Raw genomic sequence first — 18,320 nt, forward strand, 5'->3', positions numbered from 1 at the left:
TACATGTTATAATTACAAAAATTTGAAAAAGAGATGAAAACATGATTTCATTATTTATTTTAAAAAAATTTGGTTTAACCACTACTATTGCAAAAAAAACATCCGATAAAGGACTGAATATTTTAGATTTTATTATTGATCGATTTGATAAATCTTTTTCAAAAACTACAACTTATTTAAAGGTTAAGAGAGCTGTAGACAGTATGATTGCTGATAATAAATTTCTTTTTTCTCCCTTCGAGTACGTTGAGGTATTAATTCCTTTTGGATTAAAAAGTGTAAATTTTTTAACGAAAAATAATTTATTTAGAATCGAAGAAGCTAAAAATATCATTCTAAATCGTACTAAAAATGATAATGATTTTTTATTTACGAAAAATAATTCAAATAAATTCGTAGAGGCACACAAATATTTTGAAAAATATGCAGCTTCAGATAAGGATAATGAAATAGCTTATATTTCAATATTTTGGAAGTTGGCAAAAAAAGGTAAATTAAATAAAAATGATTTGTTGAATATGGGAATAGATGATTCTTTTATTGAAGAAATGTTAAGTAAAGGTTATCTGTTTGAAATGGGCGATTTTATACTGGTAGCAACAAAAGAAAATAGGGATATTTTTAATGAATTTAAAAAAATTAAAGAACTAGAAAAGCAAAAGAAATTGTTTAAGGATATGAAAAAAAATCCTTCTGAGGCAGTAAAGGAATATCGCAAAACATCAAATCTTTTAGATTTGGAAGAATGTTTATTAAATCTGGATGATAATATAGGGACTTTAAGGAAAAGACTATCAGGCAAAACGTTAGAGGAAATTGCAAAACCATTGAATTTGTCTCGAGAAAGGGTGCGCCAAAAACAAGCTAAATTAATATTACTATTTCCAAAATTGCAAGAAGATGTCATATTTAAAGAATTATTCCAAACCTACGAAATTTCTTTAGAAAGTTTTCTAAATATCTTTAAGGAAAATGAGAAGGTATTCAACTATTTAAAATTAAGATATTCTAAGGGAGACAAGGAGTTATTTGATTGGATAATTTCGTCCGAAATACCTAAAAATCAAAAAGAAGATTTAATTAAAATCGAGAATAAATATTTGTCGTATGATGGAAGTATAAAAGATATTAATCGGGTCAATTTTATAGGTGAAATACTTTTTGAAAATAGAAAAAAAATAAATTACTTTACTCAAGATTTTCTTAAAGAAAAATATAATCAATATGTATTAAATAGAGGATACAAAAAGCTATATGCTGAAAATGCAAGATCCTTATTTCAAAGTGCTGAAAAAAGTGATTTTTCTATTTCAACTCGAAACGGAAAAATTAGATTTCATGATAACTACATATCTAAAGATGTCCAAAAAGAGCTGGTAGATGTTATTGAATCTTATGATGATGGAATCTATAGCATGAGAAAGGTTGTTGAAGAGAACAAAGATTTAATGGAGGAAATTGATATAAGAGATGGTTATGAGTTGCATAACTTATTTAGAAGATTTATATCTTGTGAAGTAATAAAAAAATATGGAAGATCACCAGAATTTCAGATTGGACATAATAGTAAAAAAACTTTTATTCTAAATAAAATAAAAGAGAGCGCAGGAATTTCGTCAGAAACTTTTGCTAATCAGTTACAAAAGGATTATGGTCTGCTAAATACTTCAACCATGGCTTATATATCATCTAATTTTAGGAAATACATCGGTAGAGACAAAATCATTGAATCGTCTGAGATAATTCCAGAGGATAAGTCTTTCTATAAAATTATGAAAAACAAATTAGGCAAAAATGTTTACTTGTATAAAGATATAACAAATTTAATTGCGAAGTTAGGATATGACTATCCGGCGTCACAACTAATACTTAATGAATGCGGTTACAGATTCAGCGGCAAGATGATTTGGAAGAATAATTTTCCCAATATATCAGCGGCATTTACAAATGAAATACTCAGTAATCATTTTTATGAAATCAAGGATGAAGAGATTTATAAAACTATTGATTTTTTTAGTGTAATGAGCCGTCTCGAACGTGAGTTTAAGGTAATACGAATCTCTTCGAATAAGATAGTTAAAACTGAATTTCTCGAACAACAAGGTCTAAATCTCAGTTTGATTCCTGAATTTATTAAAAATGTGAAAAAATACATAAATTATGGAGAATATTTTAGTTTATATTCCTTAATTGAATCGGGATTTAATAACAATTTATTAGATTATGGATTTGAACCCATTGCATATGAAAGAATTTTAATGACTGATAGAGAAATTAGACCTGTGAATAGAACAGGGATGATTGTTTTTCAAAAGACAAGGGATAGACCTACACTAGAAAAATTTTACAGTGATATTCTATCTAGTGTAGGAATAATGGATGAGTTTGATTTTAAGGAGGATATTAATACCAAGTTTGGTACAAATTTCGAGCTGGACGAGATTAGAAACAGACTTACTAGTTACGGTGCATATTATTCCCGACCATTAAACAAGTTTTATTTTGACAAAGAAGATTATTTAAATGAGGTGTATGGAAGATGAATTTAACGGAACAAGCGTTTGAAAAAGTAACAGAAAAAATATTAAGTTTGGCAGGAAAAAGTGAGAATTTCCCCGTTTATCGTATCCCAATAGATTTATTAAAATACAACATAAAAAATGGGCGAATTGCAACATATGTTTCTGAATATCAAGCAGAAGGAAAAAGATTTCCTGATAGTAATGACGAACTTAATTTTGTAATTGAACAGTACATTGAGCAAAGTAACCCTAATGAATTAGCTAAAACCAAAAGGAACATTAAATTACTAGGGCAAATAGAACCTGCTGTAGTTTTATCAAATGGTGTTGTTATAGATGGAAATAGAAGGTTTACCTCACTTCGTCAATTAGTTCGTGAAGGTCAAGGTGCTCGTTTTGAATACTTAAACGCGGTTATACTGAAATCAGGTTCTTACAATGAAAAGGATATAAAGAGGTTAGAGTTGAATCTCCAGCATGGAGTTGCAGCAAAAATTGATTATAATCCTATCGATCGATTAGTAGATATTTATTGGGATTTAATTAGTGAGAAAAGAATTTTTACACCTGAAGAATATGCTAGGGAAACAGATATGAAATTAGCAGAGCTAAAAAAAGAAATTGCAATAGCAAATCTTATGTTAGATTACTTAAAGTTTATTAATCAGGAAAAGAAATTTTACATTGCTCGACAACAAAAAATTGATGGACCGTTGAGAGAAATTTTTAATATTTTAAATAGTCCTAAGCTGGATAAGGATAATGAAGAAGATATAAAAGAAATATTATTTACTAGTATTTTTACGCTAAGCGGTGATATTACTCGTGAAATTCGAGATTTAAAAAAAGTATTGCTAGATAAAGAAGCTTCACAAGAATTAATTGAAAATCTTGATAATTCTGAGATTTTAGATGATATTAATGATGAATTGAATCAGGAGGAAAATATTAAAAAAGTTGAAAAAGAAAAAAGAGTAGAGATGGAGCCAGAGTTAACAACTGTTTTTCGTAAAATGGTAGATGAGTCGGTTGATAATAAGAAAATTTCAATGGCCCAGAATGAGCCAATTGAAATTTTAGCTAAAGCAGTTAATTACTTGAATAAAATTGATGCAGAATCAGTAAATAGGCTTTCAATGGCACAAAAGGCAGAGTTTGGTGACTATTTAACTAAAATTGAGCAAAAGGATAAAATTTTGAGGAGTATAATAAATGCTTAGCGAACTTAATATTTATAGAAATTACTCTAGTGATAAGAATGACATCGGAGCAGAATTTTACACGCCATTGTTGTCAGAAACAACTAGGTTTAATCGAATAAGTGGGTATTTTAGTTCGAGAGCTCTTATATATTATTCAAAAGGAATCGAGCAGTTAATTAAAAATAATGGATATTATAGACTAATTATTTCTTCTGATATTTCAAAAGAGGATTATGACTTAATTAAAGCGGGATATCAGTTAAAAAATAAACTTAGTTCTAAGATTAAATTAAATTATGAAGCACTTTTAACTTCTGAAAAAAAAGATATTTCAAATTTAGCGTATTTAATAGAACAGGGAGTTGTTGATATTAGGATTGGTTTTACACACACGGGAATATTTCATTCTAAGTTTGGCATTTTTTCCGATTCTGCTGATAACCAGGTGTTTTTCTCCGGTTCTTTGAATGAAACAGAGGCAGCTTTTAAATATAATTTTGAGGATATCTTAGTAACTAGAAGCTGGGACGATTTAGAAGATAAAAAAATGATTAGAAAAAAAACGATTGAATTTGATAATTATTGGAATGGAACAAATACTGATGGAATGGTATTTGTAAAGGAAATAAATGAAATTCTGCGTTTGAATTTAATTAAATATAGTAAAGGCAAAATAATTATGGACGATAAATTACTTAACGAAAATGCTTTGATACTGTATTACAAGGATGGTAGTCTTTACGTTCAAAATAATTATGGGCGTTTAAGTTATAATCAAGAAAATAATAGAAGCTTAAAAAAAATAAAAAATAAGTATCTAGTAAATAATACATTGTGGGAATTTAAGAAAAATCTTGATTATAAAGAAATTGAGGATGTAATTGAAAAATTCAAAAAATTTGGAAAACGTACAGAAATTGAAATTTTTATTGCAGATTCTGTAACGGATTCTATAAAAAATTCAAAGTTTGAAATAGAAGAAATATATAAACGAGGAATGTTATTCAAAAATCATGACGCAAGCCTAAGAGACTTATATAAGGATTTTGATTTTATAACATCAAATGAAATATCTAGAAAACTTAGGGATACTCAGTCATGGGTAAGTTTTTATATGGCACAAATGAAACGTGTTGCTAATTTTTCAGTTCCAGGAGCGGGAAAAACAGCCATGGTTTACGGTACATTTGCGTATTTAAGTTCTTCTAAAGTTAATAAAATAGATCAATTGTTAGTAATCGGTCCCAAAAATTCATTTTTATCTTGGAAAGATGAATTTAATGCTGTATTCAGAGATAAAAGAAAAATGAAGGTGTTAGATGTACATTCAGATAATTTTGATGAAGCAGACTTTTATAAATTATCTTTTGCTGCGTATAACTTAATTTTAATAAATTATGAATCATTGAGTAAATATGAAAAGGCCCTAAAAAAAATTATTACTTCTAGAACAATGGTTGTTTTTGATGAAGTTCATAAAGTCAAGGGTATAGATACTATGAGGGCTCCTATAGCTATTGAAATTGCACAAGGTGCAATGTATAGATATGTCCTTACTGGGACACCAATTCCGAATTCTTATAAGGATATTTGGAATTTCTTACATATTCTGTATAAGAGTGAATATAAATCATTCTTTGGTTTCTCAATAAATAATCTATCCAATCCGAATACACATGAAATTAAATTGATTAATAATAAATTAAATCCATTCTTTTGGAGAGTTACCAAATCTGATTTAGATATCCCTAAACCAAACGGAGATAACAATTTAACATATATAGCTAATTCTAAGGAACAAACAGTGATTGATTTATTATGGAGAAAGTATGGAAAGCAACCTTTTAAACTGTATATTCGTTTAATACAAGCTGCTTCAAATCCTGAATTATTAAAGAAAAATATCGATAAATCTTTATTTTATGGAAATGAAGTTCAACAAAGTGAAGATGAAGAATTAGATACTGATTATAATAGTGAAATGGAAGACATACCAACCTTTAATAGGCAAGAACTTGATATTATAGCTTCTCTAAAAGATTCAACAAAGTTTAAGGCATGCATAGAAAAGGCGGATGAATTAATCCAAGATAATAAAACTATTATTATATGGTGTATATTTGTTGCAACTATTGAAAAATTAAAAAGTAGGCTAGAATCTCTCGGCCATAAGGTTGCTGTCATATATGGAGGGACACCAGTTGGTGAGAGAGAGAAGATAATAAAAGATTTCCAATGCGGTTTGTATGATGTGTTAGTAACTAACCCACATACTCTAGCGGAGTCCGTTTCGTTACATATGATAGCTCACGACGCATTATATCTTGAATACTCATTTAATTTAACACACATGCTGCAATCTAGAAATCGAATTCATCGTTTAGGGCTTAAAAAAGGAGATTATACATCTTATTACTATTTTATGCTTGAAGGACAACAGAATAGAAGAAATACGATAGATTGGAAGATATATAATAGACTCAATGAGAAACGCGATATAATGGTTGATACAATTGAGAATCATGAATTACATCCAGAATTTAGTGTAGATGAAAAAGATGAAATTATTGATTTTATGAAAGAAGAAGAGTAATTATTGTATGATGGATGTATATAGGTATATAGGTATATAGGTATATAGGTGTATGGTTGTATATAGGTGTATGTAGGTGCGTCTTGTGTCACGTGCTTGTGGTCTATGTCCCAGTCCTTGAGTGACTCGGCTGGTCCGTCCTATGCTGTCGCTGGTGGCTCTGTCCTTGCTGCTGGTTTGCCTATGTGTCTATGCCTAGTTACTTATGTGCTTGCCTTATGGTATCAGGGTATTATGTTGATGTATGTGCATGGTATGACTATGCTTATGCTAGTGTCTTGCTTGTGGTGGAGGGTTAAGATTTTTGGAATCTCAAAATTAAAATGAAAAATTAAATAAAAAATATATGTGGCTCTAGCTAATCGGCTGGAGCTTTTTTGTTATACATATAATGAATGTTTATACAAAACAATGAATATAATTATAGTGGGATAGGTGCGTAAAGATTGAGGCAAACTAAAACATAAAAATATAATTTTTAAAAAAATAATACCGCTGGAAATGCCTATATTAAGGGGCGGGGGGTGATTTAGAAAAAAGAATAAATATTCTGTTAATGCCACGCAACCTTTTGTATACGTACAAGGTACCACATCAACTTTTTAGGTTGATTTATGTATAATGCATCCCCATTTGTGTGTTAAAAGGGGATGAGTATTTGTTAATTAATTGCTTCAATCTTAGTAATTGCATCCTTAACAGAGTATTTGTTATAACCACGATGATTTTGAAAATCGTTTGGTGACACTTTGCTAAGGGCTTCTTCCTTGAGGGCGTTGAACTCTTCCAGGTTATTGTGAAATAGGTCTGCCACATATTGTTGTACTTTGCCACGGCCTTTTTTATTTTTTCCACCCTTAGAGTTACCCTTATTGAGTTGTTCCTTATTCCAATTGTCGTAGTGTTGTCCATATCCCTGTGGTAGTGTTTTAAAATTTTTACATCTCGGATTAAATTGGTTCATTATATAACGAGGCTTTTCTGGGGTTAGGTCCAATAAGTCATCATACTTACCCTGTACTTTCTCTTTCTCAAACTCCTCCAAAAAGAGGTTATAAATGTCATCAACGGATAGAATGTTACTACTATTTTTAATTTTCGTCATAGTATTTTTTTTAGCGTTTTGATTAACAATATTATTGGCTGTTATATCAATTTCTATGGGCATAGTTTGACGCATTTTTTCAAAAGTTTCTCTTTTTCCTAATAACACAACCTTATTAGGGCTTTTCGCCCGAGAGACGGCCGTATATAACATGTTGTTGTTCAGAAAGTGTGTATTATTGTTTGAGCTAGTAATTTCTCTTTTTCCCAAATAGAAGGTGACTCCATCATTTTCGATTCCTTCAATATAGTGCGCGGTTACGGCACTGGTAGGTGTGTAATTCTCCATTGTATTGTTGGGCATCGCTCCAATACTATAAAATCTATTGAGTAATTGTGCATAATGAGGGTGTTCTGGATTAACATACGTCTTTCCTCCTGGACCTCTGGAGCCAACGCGAACAAATGGTGCTACTTGATTATAGTTATTGCCATAATGTGACTGTAGCAGGTCATCTATGCTGTTAATTAGACTATGAGAGGGCGCAATAATTAATCTGCTTTCTTTAAGACTGTTAACTAATTCCTGTGTATAGTCATCTTTCTCAATGATTGACTTAAAGACATAATCATAGAAATTATCATCATAATGGGTTAATCCACTTTCAAAATTAAGACGGTAGTTTTTTTGTAATATATTAAGGTTGATTGAATATATGTCATCTTTCCACTGTCTAGGAATGTTCAGCTCTATGTTGGTACTATGTTCGTAAAGTGACGAGATGCCTTTCCAAAAGTTATGAGGGTCGATATTAAGAACCCTAGAATTGTAGCGCAATAGATACTCAAGCGTTCCAACGCCTCGTGGTGGTGGTAATTGTCCTATATCACCGAACATAAGCATTTTTTTCGCATGACGTCTCGCCTTGAATAGAATAGAGTACAAATTATCAAGTGATAGCATACTGATTTCATCTAGTAATATATTGGCTTCACCTACATAGTTATTACCCAATACATGGAGGCTGGAAAATAGCTCTTTATAGGTGTTATCGCCAGTTGTTTCAACGGCTTTGTTGATAGCTTTATTCAACTGTGACTTTGATTTGTGGGTGGGACTTAGAATATATAAACTTTCGCCTTTTGCTAATATTTCCATTGCTTCTTCAATCAATTTCGTAGTTTTGCCACTTCCTGGCTCTCCACAATTGATCGATATAGAAATTTTATTATTTTCCATTATTTCAATCCTTAGTTAATTTATTTTTTATATTTTGTTTTAGTCCCTATGCTTATATATTAGGAGGGGGACTATTTTAAAACGGGTTATTTATTATTGATTAATATAGTCACTTTTCATATTTTCGTAGAAAATTGAAAACCTTTTTACTTTTTGAAAAAAAGTGAAAAGACAGCAACTACTAGTACTAACTCATAACAATTAATAATATTGAACCAGTACTAGTTAGGTTATCAACTTGCAAAAACCACAAGTTAATAACTGTTCGAGTTATCGCTACGCGAAACTCGCCCATACGATATCTAATATTAATTAAAATCTAAATGGTAACTTATTTCGCTCCTGTGCCAATTCCTTATCTCGTTTAGCTTTATCTTTTTCAGCAATAAACTTATCAATCATAGTCATAACCTTAGCTTTGGATACTGGTTTGATACGATTATCCAGCTTGGGAAGGAATACCTTAGTAGGATTTTTTAATTCAATCTTGCTAGGCATAGCATTGGAGAAATGTGGTTTATTTGGAATGCGAGCCTCGAACTTAATCCAATCCCATTTTTGCAATAGTCCTAATTTTTCACGTATTTCTTTTGTGTAAGTAATCCATCCAAAATTAAAATTGTGGTTATCGCTTCCAATATTTCTCAGATAGACGATAGGGCGCCTTTCTCCTGTAATTGATTCAAATATGTCAAATCCCACTACTGTAGCGCTAAAGTATTCTCTTGTCCGATTCATCAATAATGTCATCCCTTTTCTGTATTTTTTAAAATATAACCCTTACAAATGTTGATATAACAGCACTTATAGGCTTGTATTTGGAATAAAATATTCATTTTATTAATTAAGTAATTCTGTGTATAAATGAGCCTCGCAAGCGTATTTTTTATTAATTAAATGATTTTATTCTTTAAGTATTCATCGATGGCTAAACGGTCAAAGCGTAGAACACCTCCAATCTGCACGGCGGGCAAACCTTCGGCAATAGCCTTCTGGAAAGTTCTGTAGCATATTCCCATATATTTGCACGCCTCTTTTTTATTCATATAGCGAGGTGCTAGGCTAAACATAAGAGAGAGTTGTTCCATTAATTCCTTATTGTCAGTTATTTGTTTTAATTCCATCTGCAAACCTCCAGTTAATTTTTAAGCCACTATTACGTGACTATGTATGATGCGCTTTATATAGGGTGCGAAAAGAGTTTCAAGTAAAAAATATTAAAAAATACCTTTACACTACTAATATGGATAAAAAAACATCAATTAGATACAATTCCATTTAATTCCGTACACTTATACCATGGGGTAAAAATGTAGTGTTTTACTAAAAAAATCTAATAAAATTTACCTTACATAGATAACATAGTGAAAAAATTTTGTTTCAAGTAAAAAATATCCCCATGTCTATATATGTATAAAAAAACGAGAAAATGCCAAGAAAATACAAAAAATATCAATCAGATACATTTCTATACCTCTACAGATAATATGTATAAATTTAAGAAATCTCACAAACAAATTGTGAAATCTCTTAAATTTATTTTTTGAGTTGCCTAAACAAAGATTTAAATGTAACATGTAGCTGTTGCGGGTCTGACTCTGCAACACGGGAGGTCATCCCAATATTTTCAAAAAATGTGAGCCTCGCAAGCAACACAGGAGCGAAAATAAAAATGGCAAAAATTAAAAAATATACAACAAAAACAGGAAAAATTAGATATGAATTTCAGGTGTACGCGGGAGTTGACTCTCTAACCGGACGCCAAAAGACCACGAGAAGACGTGGCTTTAAGACGAGGAAAGAGGCCTCCATCGTATTGAGTAGATTAGAATTGGAAATCGAAAAAAGAGGACTACAGGAGGATGAGAGACGCTTTTTCAGGGATGTTTGCGCGGAGTGGATGGAACAGTACCGTTTAACAGTGCGAGAGTCTACCTTAGAGAAGACCCAACGGATTATCAATATCCATGTACTACCTGCCTTCGGAGATATGGTAATTAATAATATAACTCCGAACGTCTGCCAAAAAGTTGTTAATAAGTGGTTTTTGGAGGCTAAGTCCTACAAAAAATGGCTGAATTACGCTTCGATGATTTTTGATTATGCTCTCAGAGCCGAGTACGTGGGGCGGAACCCTTGCACGCTGGTAACAATGCCACGAGTACAGGAACAGGCAGGCGAAAAGTTAGAAAACTTCTGGACCAGAGACGAACTGAATACCTTTTTCGATTACGTGACTCCCGAAAGAGACGTAGAACAATTCACGATGTTCAGGGTGTTGGCTTATTCTGGTATCAGAAAAGGGGAATTACTAGCGCTAACGTGGAAGGATATCAACTTTGAGGACAATACGTTGCGGGTCAATAAGACCCTAACGCAGGGATTAGGTGGGAAGCTAATCGTACAACCTCCGAAGAGTAGGGCTGGACGCCGTACAATCGACTTGGATGACAGTACCATGCGATACCTCAGGCAATGGAAGGGTGTTCAACGCGAGACTTTTCTGGGGATGGGCTTCAATACTAACAATGTTGATCAGTTAGTATTTGCTAGCAATAGAAATCATTTTCGCTCCATGAACACCCCCACCAAATGGCTTAATAAAGCTATTAAAGCCACGGGACTCAAACACATCTCAATTCATGGGTTTAGGCACACACACGCCTCACTACTGTATCAGTCTGGAGTAGGTCTTAAGGAGACTCAACAGAGATTGGGACACTCAAGAGCAGACAGTAGCGTTACGCTCGACGTGTACACTCATACGACAGAACAACAGAATGTAGCAGCTTTGCAGAGGTTTGAAAATTACGTTGAGGCCAAATAACTAAAATTGGCTAAGCTTTATAGAATTTTTTGTAAAAAATAAGTGCTTTAAACCTTGCCATAATAGGAATAAGTACCAAAAAAATTGGCTAAGCTTTTGGCTAAGTTTTAGGTCAATTCTGTGCAATTTTAAGCAAAACATGAATATTTAGAAGTACAAAAAAATCCCGTCATATCAACGTTTTAACGCTGTATACAACGGGAAGGAATAGCAAAAATGGAGTCGGCGGGAGTCGAACCCGCGTCCAAGCATGTCGCCACCATGACATCTACATTCATATTCATACTACTTAAATTTCGCGAAATAAGACGCCGTATGTCGGGGCTTCATTAAAACGCTAGTCTGTAAATCCTCTTCTTAAGCACCCAGGCCAGTACTTAAGCGCAAGTCCACTTCATTTAGGACCCGTATCTAGCCCATGGACGAGACTAGGCGGATCTACGTCAAGCTACTATTAGGCAGCTAAAGCGTAAGAATTGTTATTATTTTTTGCAGTTATAATAAACTGAACGTTTTTACGTAGCCGTAACCTACGAAATGCAGTCATGGCTCGACCCATACCTGTCGAATCCATAACGACCCCAAAATAGAACCTATGATTTATTATATCATAGGATGCCAGGTTTTAACGGCGATTTTTATCGTTTTCAATCGGAATTGGTCGATAAGCTAACTGTTGTTGACCTTGGAGATTGTTTAAAAGACGGTCAAGCAATTCTGAATTTTGGAGGTTCTTTAAAAGGTAATCCAGCAAAGCATTTTTAGTTTTTTTCATGAGAAATTCCTCCTTCTATATGCACCCATCATAATACATGATTCAAGAAAGTCAAACAGTTTTGCCTATTGCTTAACTATTCCTTAAATGTCACAATTTAAGTAACTAGGAAAAGAGGAGGAGAGCCATGAGCCAGATTGATGAAATTCATCGAGTCGAGATTGAGATGTTAAAAGTTATTATCGAAATTTGCGATAAACATGATATTAAATACATGCTAATCGGTGGAACATTGCTGGGGGCGATCCGGCACGGCGGATTTATTCCATGGGATGATGATGTCGATCTAGGGATGACGCGTGAAAATTACGACGAGTTCGCTAGGGTCGCGCCAGTTGAGTTCCAAAATACACATTACTTTATGCAAACGGCGGATACGGATCCCAATTTTGCATTTAGTTATATGAAGGTTTTAGATACTAATACTTATATAGAAGAAAAAAATAATGTTAATGATGCCCACAAGGGAATTTTTATTGATATTTTTCCTTTTGATAAGGTTCCTCGTCAACCTGAAATTCGCCAGGCAGTCTACAATCGCTTTAAGATTAATGACGCCGCAATTCTCGTACGGCTAGGGTACAACATTATCAAAACACCATTCCGTAAAGCGCCTAATGAGAAGCCTTTAGAGTTGTTCATGAGTGTAGCCAAGTTAAAAGAGCGACGTGAAAATATCATGCGTCTGTATGATAATGAACCATTTCATCATTATAAAAACTATGCTTCTCAGTACGCCTATGATAAAGAAGTTTTAAGTCAGTCCGAATTAATAGAACTAACCACGCATAAGTTTGAATCCATTGAAGTTTCGATTCCCAAACACTACGACCGTATTTTGAAACGGATGTATGGTGATTACATGCAGCTGCCACCAGAAAAAGAACGCGTTTCTAAGCACATTGATACGGTGATTATTAATGGAAAACGAATCGAATAGAACCGAGGAATTTTAATGGAAAAACTAAAAGAGCGCATGGATGCGTTTAGTGACGCGGTCATTGCGATTATCATTACAATTATGGTATTGGAATTGCCAATCCCCAAGCATGATTTATTTAGCGAATATATGCAATTTGGTAAAGCAGTTGGAATCTTTTTTATTAGTTTTTGTTTTGTAGCAAATATTTGGTACCAACATTCCATGTTATTTAATGATGCAAAAACAATGAATGATCATATTTTTATTCGGGAATTCATTTTTTTAGCTTTCTTAAGTTTGATGCCAATTTTTACAAAAATTATTACTTACGATACCAATCGGACAACGGTTTTAGCCTATGGAATTTTAAATATTATTGTTAATGGATTGTTTGTAAGGCTTAGCTATGCGGTCATCAAACAAAAATATACCGATCAACAAGATATTAAACGTATTTTTCATAAGGTCTACGGTAATCATAATAACTTTTTGGGTTATGCCAGTATTACCATCTTGGTTTTAGCGTACTTTTTCCCTAAAGCGATGGTGGTCGTTTACTTAGCGATGCCCGTTATTTCTTTTGTGACGACACGCCATGATTATACGGACTTACAAGATGTCGCACAGTTACCTAAAAATGAAAAGGAACAGTTCTTAGAGACGTCAGGTAGTAGTCTTCGTGAATTGCGTCTAATGCAACGTGAAATTATGCGTAAATATCGTGGAAAAGGCCGCAATAATCCTGAAATGCAGGCCGAACTAACGGCACTATTCCAGAGTCACCCAGAATTGAAAAATAAAAGAGGCCGTCGCTTTTAATGCGATGACCTCTTTTATTTAACTATCTTGACGAGTGGCTGCGATTGCTAATTCACGGATGTTAACCGCTTGTGGCATATCATAAATGAACTTAACACTTTCAGCAACATGTTTGGGATCCATCGTGATACCACCCATACTCTTTTTCCATTCGCCATAATCGACCAAGGCATTTTGGTCAGTAACGTGGGTGAGGAGTTCAGTTTCAGCAGCGCCTGGGGCAACCATTGAGATTCGGACATTTTTACCAGAAACTTCTTCTCGGATAGTTTCGCTAAGTCTATGAACACCGAATTTAGAAGCAACATAAGCCGCATGGTTAACGAAGGTCTTCTTACCAGCTAGGGATGACATATTAATGATGGTTCCATGTTCGCGCTCTAACATGCTGGGTAAAATAATTTGGGTTCCATTTAAAACGCCCATAACATTAGTATCCAACATGGTTTGCCACTCGGTTGGGCTTTGGGTAGTCACGTTGCCTAATAGCATCACCCCAGCGTTGTTAACGAGTAAGTCAACTGGTCCAAATTTAGCTTCAGCATGTTCAATAGCTGTTTTAAATTGAGCTTGATCTGTTACATCGACGCTTTCAATCATGACGTTTTCAAAGTTAAGCGGTAAAGCTTGAATCTTTTCAACTCGGCGACCTAGTAATAATTCAGGGTAACCTGCCTGATTAAAAATTTTGGCTATTTCTGCTCCAAAACCAGAGCTAGCACCAGTAATAACAATTAATGGTTTATTCATATTATGTACCTACCTTTGTTTTATGATATATTTGATGTTACTACTTGGAGTTAACTCCAAGTCAAGGAGAAATTTTAAAAATGAAAACATATTTAATTGGCGATATTGCTAAAAAAATGAATGTAACAACCGATACTTTACGTTATTACGATAAAGAAGGGCTATTACCTTTTGCTAAAAGAAATGAAGCGGGTAGGCGAATTTTCACGGAAGATGATTTAGGATACGTGGAAGTGATTAACTGCCTGAAAAAATCGGCGGTGCCTGTCAAAGAAATTGGTCAATTTATCGAGTGCTGTATGCAAGGGGATCAAACCTTAGAACAACGCTATGACTTTATGGTTAAACGAGAAGCAGCCTTGGAGCGGCAAATTAAAGAATTAGAAACGCAGCTCGCGTTCTTAAGATGGAAGAAGTGGTATTACGCCCGGGCTAAAGCCGCTAAAACGGAATCAGTTAATTTTAAACCAGGTACTCAGAGATCAGATCCAGCCTTATATGATCATTATCAAAAACTCCATCCTGCTTCAAATAAATTTATCGAGTAAAAGTGCGATTTGAAATTTACAAAACTGAATTTATATGCTAATCTAACGAGAAGTAGATATAATTATCAACCGTAAGAAGAACGAGTATTTAAAGCCCATAACTTAAAGCGAATTGAGGATAGTGCGAGCTCAAAAAGTTATTCTTTTAAGAAAAACATCTTCTTTGTTTCTAAGCTGAAATCACAGTAGGCTTAGACGGGGCCGGCCCGTTACAGCTTGGAAAGCATTTCGATGCTTATTTTAAGATGTTTAATTTAATTAAACGAATTTTGGGTGGTACCGCGAAAGTCCTTCGTCCCTTCTGGGAGGAGGACTTTTTTATTTGTACCGGACTTTTTACGAGGATAAGAATGGAGGATTTATTCATGGAAAACACATTAGTTAAAACACTCTACTCTCAAGCAGAACATGATGCTGACGTAGAAGTGGAAGTAACTGGCTGGTTAAAAACCATCCGTTCTTCAAAGAAAATTAGCTTTTTAGAAATTAACGATGGTTCTTACATCAAGAATGTTCAAGTTATCATGGACAACAATGCCCTTGAAAACTCTGAAGAAATTCGTAAGGCAGCAATCTATTCTACAATCAAAGTTGTAGGTAAAGTGGCTGATACACCTAAGGCTAAGCAACCATTTGAAATTCAAGCTAGTTCAATCACAATTTTAGGTAGCTCAAACAGTGACTACCCATTGCAAAAGAAGGAACATACTCCTGAATTCTTGCGGGAACAAGCTCATTTACGTCCTCGGACAAACACTTTCTATGCTGTTTTCCGGATTCGTTCATTGGTTTCTTTTGCTGTTCATCAATTCTTACAAAGCAACAACTTTGTTTACGTTAACACACCGATCATCACCAGCAGTGATACTGAAGGTGCCGGTGAAATGTTCAAGGTAACAACGCTAGATTTGAACAACTTACCTAAGAACGAAGCTGGGGAAGTAGATTCAAGCAAGGACTTCTTCAAACAACCTACCAACTTAACCGTTAGTGGACAATTGAATGCAGAAGCTTTTGCTTTGGCTTTTAGAAATGTTTATACATTCGGCCCAGCCTTTAGAGCTGAAAACTCACATACTACGCGTCATGCTTCAGAATTCTGGATGATTGAACCAGAAATGGCCTTTGCTAACCTTCAAGATATTATGAATACTTCTGAAGATTTGTTGAAGTACGTGGTTAACTATCTTTTGGAAAATGCTAAAGAAGAATTGGAATTCTTGAACGGTGCCGTTGATCCAGAATTAAAAGCTCGTTTGGAAGCTACTAAGGATGCTGACTTTGCCCGAGTTTCATACACAGAAGCCATCGACATCTTAATGAATGCCGATCAAGAGTTTGAAAACCCAGTCGAATGGGGCATTGATTTACAAACTGAACACGAAAGATACTTAAGTGAAAAGGTATATCAAAAACCTGTCTTCATCACGGATTATCCTAAGGACATCAAGGCCTTCTACATGCGTGAAAATGAAGACCACAAGACTGTAGCTGCAGTTGACCTTTTGGTTCCTGGTATCGGTGAATTAATCGGTGGTAGTCAACGTGAAGAACGTCTCGACAAGATCAACGAAAAGATTGCCGAATTCCATCTCGATCCTAAGGAATACGAATGGTACGCTGAACTAAGAAAATACGGAGAAACTGAACATTCTGGTTTCGGAATTGGATTCGAAAGATTACTTATGTACGTAACCGGAATCGAAAACATCCGCGATGTAATTCCATTCCCTCGTACACCAGGAAATGCTAGTTTCTAATTTAATCGTTAAAATAAAAAGCACCCAATCACAGATTGGATGCTTTTTTATTTAACCATCTTATAATTTAAAAAATAAGTGTTGCGTAGCAGTGCACAATTAGTGTGAATAATATGATAGCCCATTTTCTCGAAAAAAGGGACTGCTGTAATAGAGGCATAAGTAGAATATTCAGAGGATGTAATGGTTTGCTCTAATTTGTTTACTAGGCTAGTAGCGATTCGTTGACGTTGATATTTAGGATGAACAAAAAGATGGTCTAAGTACCCAGATGTACTCATATCTGCAAATCCAATAACGCCAGAAGAATTAATGGCTACTAGAGCGATATTATTTAAAGTAGATTTTTTCCACTTTTGTTTATCAATGTTACTCCATACTTCAATTTGTTTTTGATTATAATCTTTTTGATTAGTTTCACGAATAGACTTAGAAATCATCATTAAAGTTGAATCTTCGTCAGTGATTTGATATTTCCTAATATGCATTTTATTATCCTATCTTTTGGTATGTTAAATAATATGATTTTTTCGATATGTACGTGGTGAGCATCCTAAATGGGTGGTGAAAACCTTACTTAGATAAAATGGGTCTGTAAAACCGGTTTGTTCGGAAATTTCTGCTAACGTTAGATTTGTAGTGATTAGTAGTTTTTGAACTTTTTTCAATTTTATTTTTGTGTAAAAACAGACGGGAGTTTCACCTATTGTTTTTTTGAAAATCCTTGAAAAATAAGCGGTACTTGTATTGGTAAATTGGGCTATTTCACTAATTGAAAGAGAAGAATTGTGTTCCATAAGTTCAATTGCAGAATTAATAATGTTATTTCTAGATAATGCTTGTTTCGGTTCTATAGGTTTAAATTTTTTTATTTTTAAAAGCATGAAGAAATCTTCTACGATATGATTTTGGATATAATGTGAATCTGTGTTTAAACTGAAATTTGTTTTACGTAGAAATTCACAGTTTTCATAAAAGCGATGTGATCCTAAGTGGTGTTTACCTATAAAAGTCGGTGTGACTGGATCGGGGATTACTCTAATGAAATGGAAACACATCGGTTCAAGCATATTACGTTTGAATTTGACATAAGGCGGAATTAATAAAATATCATTGGCAGAAGCGATTCCGGAATATTGAGAAAATTCAAATTCACAGGAACCGCTTTCGATAATATACATCACATAATTGGAGCCGATATCAGATTCTAGTTGAAAACTAGGTTTGTTTTCCCAGTATGTATATCCTTGTGTTAGAGTGGCCAAAAGTATCACCTCTTTTTGGTCAAAATAATACATGTTTTGGGCTTAAAAGTAAA

Annotated in this window: 15 protein-coding genes, 1 other RNA gene and 1 other annotated feature; of the genes, 8 read left to right on the forward strand and 8 right to left on the reverse strand. The window is 33.7% G+C overall.

The features are described 5' to 3' along the window. Window positions 1-41 precede the first annotated feature (41 nt). From PEPE_RS02620 to PEPE_RS02630, 3 genes are read left to right on the forward strand one after another with little or no spacing between them, the layout of a single operon-like run. Window positions 42-2,543 carry a hypothetical protein gene (locus tag PEPE_RS02620; RefSeq protein WP_011673123.1) on the forward strand — a complete coding sequence of 834 codons (2,502 nt, stop codon included), beginning with the start codon at window positions 42-44 and terminating at the stop codon, window positions 2,541-2,543. Continuing rightward, on the forward strand, window positions 2,540-3,742 hold the full coding sequence (locus tag PEPE_RS02625) for a ParB N-terminal domain-containing protein (RefSeq protein WP_011673124.1): 1,203 nt from the start codon (window positions 2,540-2,542) through the stop codon (window positions 3,740-3,742). The genes PEPE_RS02620 and PEPE_RS02625 overlap by 4 nt, the downstream gene beginning before the upstream one ends. Next, window positions 3,735-6,317 (forward strand): SNF2-related protein, encoded by a 2,583-nt coding sequence (locus PEPE_RS02630; protein WP_011673125.1) that lies wholly within the window; start codon window positions 3,735-3,737, stop codon window positions 6,315-6,317. Before PEPE_RS02625 ends, PEPE_RS02630 begins: the two co-directional genes overlap by 8 nt. A gap of 661 nt (window positions 6,318-6,978) precedes the next feature. Here PEPE_RS02630 and PEPE_RS02635 read toward each other — a convergent pair. The 3 genes from PEPE_RS02635 to PEPE_RS02645 form a co-directional block, all read right to left on the reverse strand. Further along, a complete protein-coding gene (locus tag PEPE_RS02635; RefSeq protein ID WP_011673127.1) occupies window positions 6,979-8,601 on the reverse strand; it encodes an AAA family ATPase in 1,623 nt (540 codons plus the stop codon). A 312-nt stretch (window positions 8,602-8,913) separates the two neighbouring features. Continuing rightward, a complete protein-coding gene (locus PEPE_RS02640) occupies window positions 8,914-9,339 on the reverse strand; it encodes a hypothetical protein (RefSeq protein WP_011673128.1) in 426 nt (141 codons plus the stop codon). A gap of 155 nt (window positions 9,340-9,494) precedes the next feature. After that, complete coding sequence (locus PEPE_RS02645) at window positions 9,495-9,725, reverse strand: excisionase family DNA-binding protein (protein ID WP_011673129.1); 231 nt, start codon at window positions 9,723-9,725, stop codon at window positions 9,495-9,497. Between the two features lie 548 nt (window positions 9,726-10,273). Here PEPE_RS02645 and PEPE_RS02650 point away from each other — a divergent pair. Next, window positions 10,274-11,428, forward strand: coding sequence for a site-specific integrase (locus PEPE_RS02650; RefSeq protein ID WP_011673130.1), 1,155 nt, complete (start codon window positions 10,274-10,276; stop codon window positions 11,426-11,428). Window positions 11,429-11,642: 214 nt separating this feature from the next. Here the strand turns inward: PEPE_RS02650 and ssrA are convergent. Next, window positions 11,643-12,011, reverse strand: a transfer-messenger RNA (tmRNA) gene (ssrA, locus tag PEPE_RS09100). 42 nt (window positions 12,012-12,053) lie between these two features. Beyond that, a complete protein-coding gene (locus PEPE_RS09250) occupies window positions 12,054-12,203 on the reverse strand; it encodes a hypothetical protein (protein WP_011673131.1) in 150 nt (49 codons plus the stop codon). 127 nt (window positions 12,204-12,330) lie between these two features. On the opposite strand from PEPE_RS09250, the gene PEPE_RS02655 reads away from it, so the two are divergent. Continuing rightward, entirely contained in the window at window positions 12,331-13,143 is an 813-nt protein-coding gene (locus PEPE_RS02655) for a LicD family protein (RefSeq protein WP_002833974.1), read from the forward strand. 15 nt (window positions 13,144-13,158) lie between these two features. Then, a complete protein-coding gene (locus PEPE_RS02660; RefSeq protein ID WP_011673132.1) occupies window positions 13,159-13,944 on the forward strand; it encodes a TMEM175 family protein in 786 nt (261 codons plus the stop codon). A gap of 18 nt (window positions 13,945-13,962) precedes the next feature. Here the strand turns inward: PEPE_RS02660 and PEPE_RS02665 are convergent, their stop codons facing one another. Next, window positions 13,963-14,694: an SDR family oxidoreductase gene (locus PEPE_RS02665; protein WP_011673133.1), complete on the reverse strand. Its 732-nt coding sequence runs from the start codon at window positions 14,692-14,694 to the stop codon at window positions 13,963-13,965. An 80-nt stretch (window positions 14,695-14,774) separates the two neighbouring features. Here PEPE_RS02665 and PEPE_RS02670 point away from each other — a divergent pair, with 80 nt between their 5' ends. Continuing rightward, window positions 14,775-15,242, forward strand: coding sequence for a MerR family transcriptional regulator (locus tag PEPE_RS02670; protein ID WP_002833971.1), 468 nt, complete (start codon window positions 14,775-14,777; stop codon window positions 15,240-15,242). 62 nt (window positions 15,243-15,304) lie between these two features. After that, window positions 15,305-15,545: a binding site (T-box leader), on the forward strand. Window positions 15,546-15,607: 62 nt separating this feature from the next. Continuing rightward, the gene (asnS, locus tag PEPE_RS02675) at window positions 15,608-17,002 is read left to right on the forward strand and encodes an asparagine--tRNA ligase (RefSeq protein ID WP_011673134.1); all 1,395 of its coding nucleotides are present in this window, start codon (window positions 15,608-15,610) and stop codon (window positions 17,000-17,002) included. 47 nt (window positions 17,003-17,049) lie between these two features. On the opposite strand, the gene PEPE_RS02680 is transcribed toward asnS, so the two are convergent. Both PEPE_RS02680 and PEPE_RS02685 read right to left on the reverse strand, forming a co-directional pair. Continuing rightward, a complete protein-coding gene (locus tag PEPE_RS02680) occupies window positions 17,050-17,490 on the reverse strand; it encodes a GNAT family N-acetyltransferase (protein WP_011673135.1) in 441 nt (146 codons plus the stop codon). 24 nt (window positions 17,491-17,514) lie between these two features. Continuing rightward, window positions 17,515-18,276 carry a helix-turn-helix domain-containing protein gene (locus PEPE_RS02685; protein ID WP_233418269.1) on the reverse strand — a complete coding sequence of 254 codons (762 nt, stop codon included), beginning with the start codon at window positions 18,274-18,276 and terminating at the stop codon, window positions 17,515-17,517. Between the last annotated feature and the right edge of the window lie 44 nt (window positions 18,277-18,320).

The sequence above is a fragment of the Pediococcus pentosaceus ATCC 25745 genome, assembly GCF_000014505.1.
GTDB classification, from domain to species: domain Bacteria; phylum Bacillota; class Bacilli; order Lactobacillales; family Lactobacillaceae; genus Pediococcus; species Pediococcus pentosaceus.

Excerpts from the sequence above, each read along its gene's own strand:
- PEPE_RS02650 (WP_011673130.1), top strand. The coding sequence starts at position 10,274 with ATGGCAAAAATTAAAAAATATACAACAAAAACAGGAAAAATTAGATAT.
- PEPE_RS02640 (WP_011673128.1), bottom strand. The coding sequence starts at position 9,339 with ATGAATCGGACAAGAGAATACTTTAGCGCTACAGTAGTGGGATTTGAC.
- PEPE_RS02630 (WP_011673125.1), top strand. The coding sequence starts at position 3,735 with ATGCTTAGCGAACTTAATATTTATAGAAATTACTCTAGTGATAAGAAT.
- PEPE_RS09250 (WP_011673131.1), bottom strand. The coding sequence starts at position 12,203 with ATGAAAAAAACTAAAAATGCTTTGCTGGATTACCTTTTAAAGAACCTC.
- PEPE_RS02635 (WP_011673127.1), bottom strand. The coding sequence starts at position 8,601 with ATGGAAAATAATAAAATTTCTATATCGATCAATTGTGGAGAGCCAGGA.
- PEPE_RS02655 (WP_002833974.1), top strand. The coding sequence starts at position 12,331 with ATGAGCCAGATTGATGAAATTCATCGAGTCGAGATTGAGATGTTAAAA.
- PEPE_RS02620 (WP_011673123.1), top strand. The coding sequence starts at position 42 with ATGATTTCATTATTTATTTTAAAAAAATTTGGTTTAACCACTACTATT.
- PEPE_RS02645 (WP_011673129.1), bottom strand. The coding sequence starts at position 9,725 with ATGGAATTAAAACAAATAACTGACAATAAGGAATTAATGGAACAACTC.
- PEPE_RS02660 (WP_011673132.1), top strand. The coding sequence starts at position 13,159 with ATGGAAAAACTAAAAGAGCGCATGGATGCGTTTAGTGACGCGGTCATT.
- PEPE_RS02680 (WP_011673135.1), bottom strand. The coding sequence starts at position 17,490 with ATGCATATTAGGAAATATCAAATCACTGACGAAGATTCAACTTTAATG.
- asnS (WP_011673134.1), top strand. The coding sequence starts at position 15,608 with ATGGAAAACACATTAGTTAAAACACTCTACTCTCAAGCAGAACATGAT.
- PEPE_RS02665 (WP_011673133.1), bottom strand. The coding sequence starts at position 14,694 with ATGAATAAACCATTAATTGTTATTACTGGTGCTAGCTCTGGTTTTGGA.
- PEPE_RS02670 (WP_002833971.1), top strand. The coding sequence starts at position 14,775 with ATGAAAACATATTTAATTGGCGATATTGCTAAAAAAATGAATGTAACA.
- PEPE_RS02625 (WP_011673124.1), top strand. The coding sequence starts at position 2,540 with ATGAATTTAACGGAACAAGCGTTTGAAAAAGTAACAGAAAAAATATTA.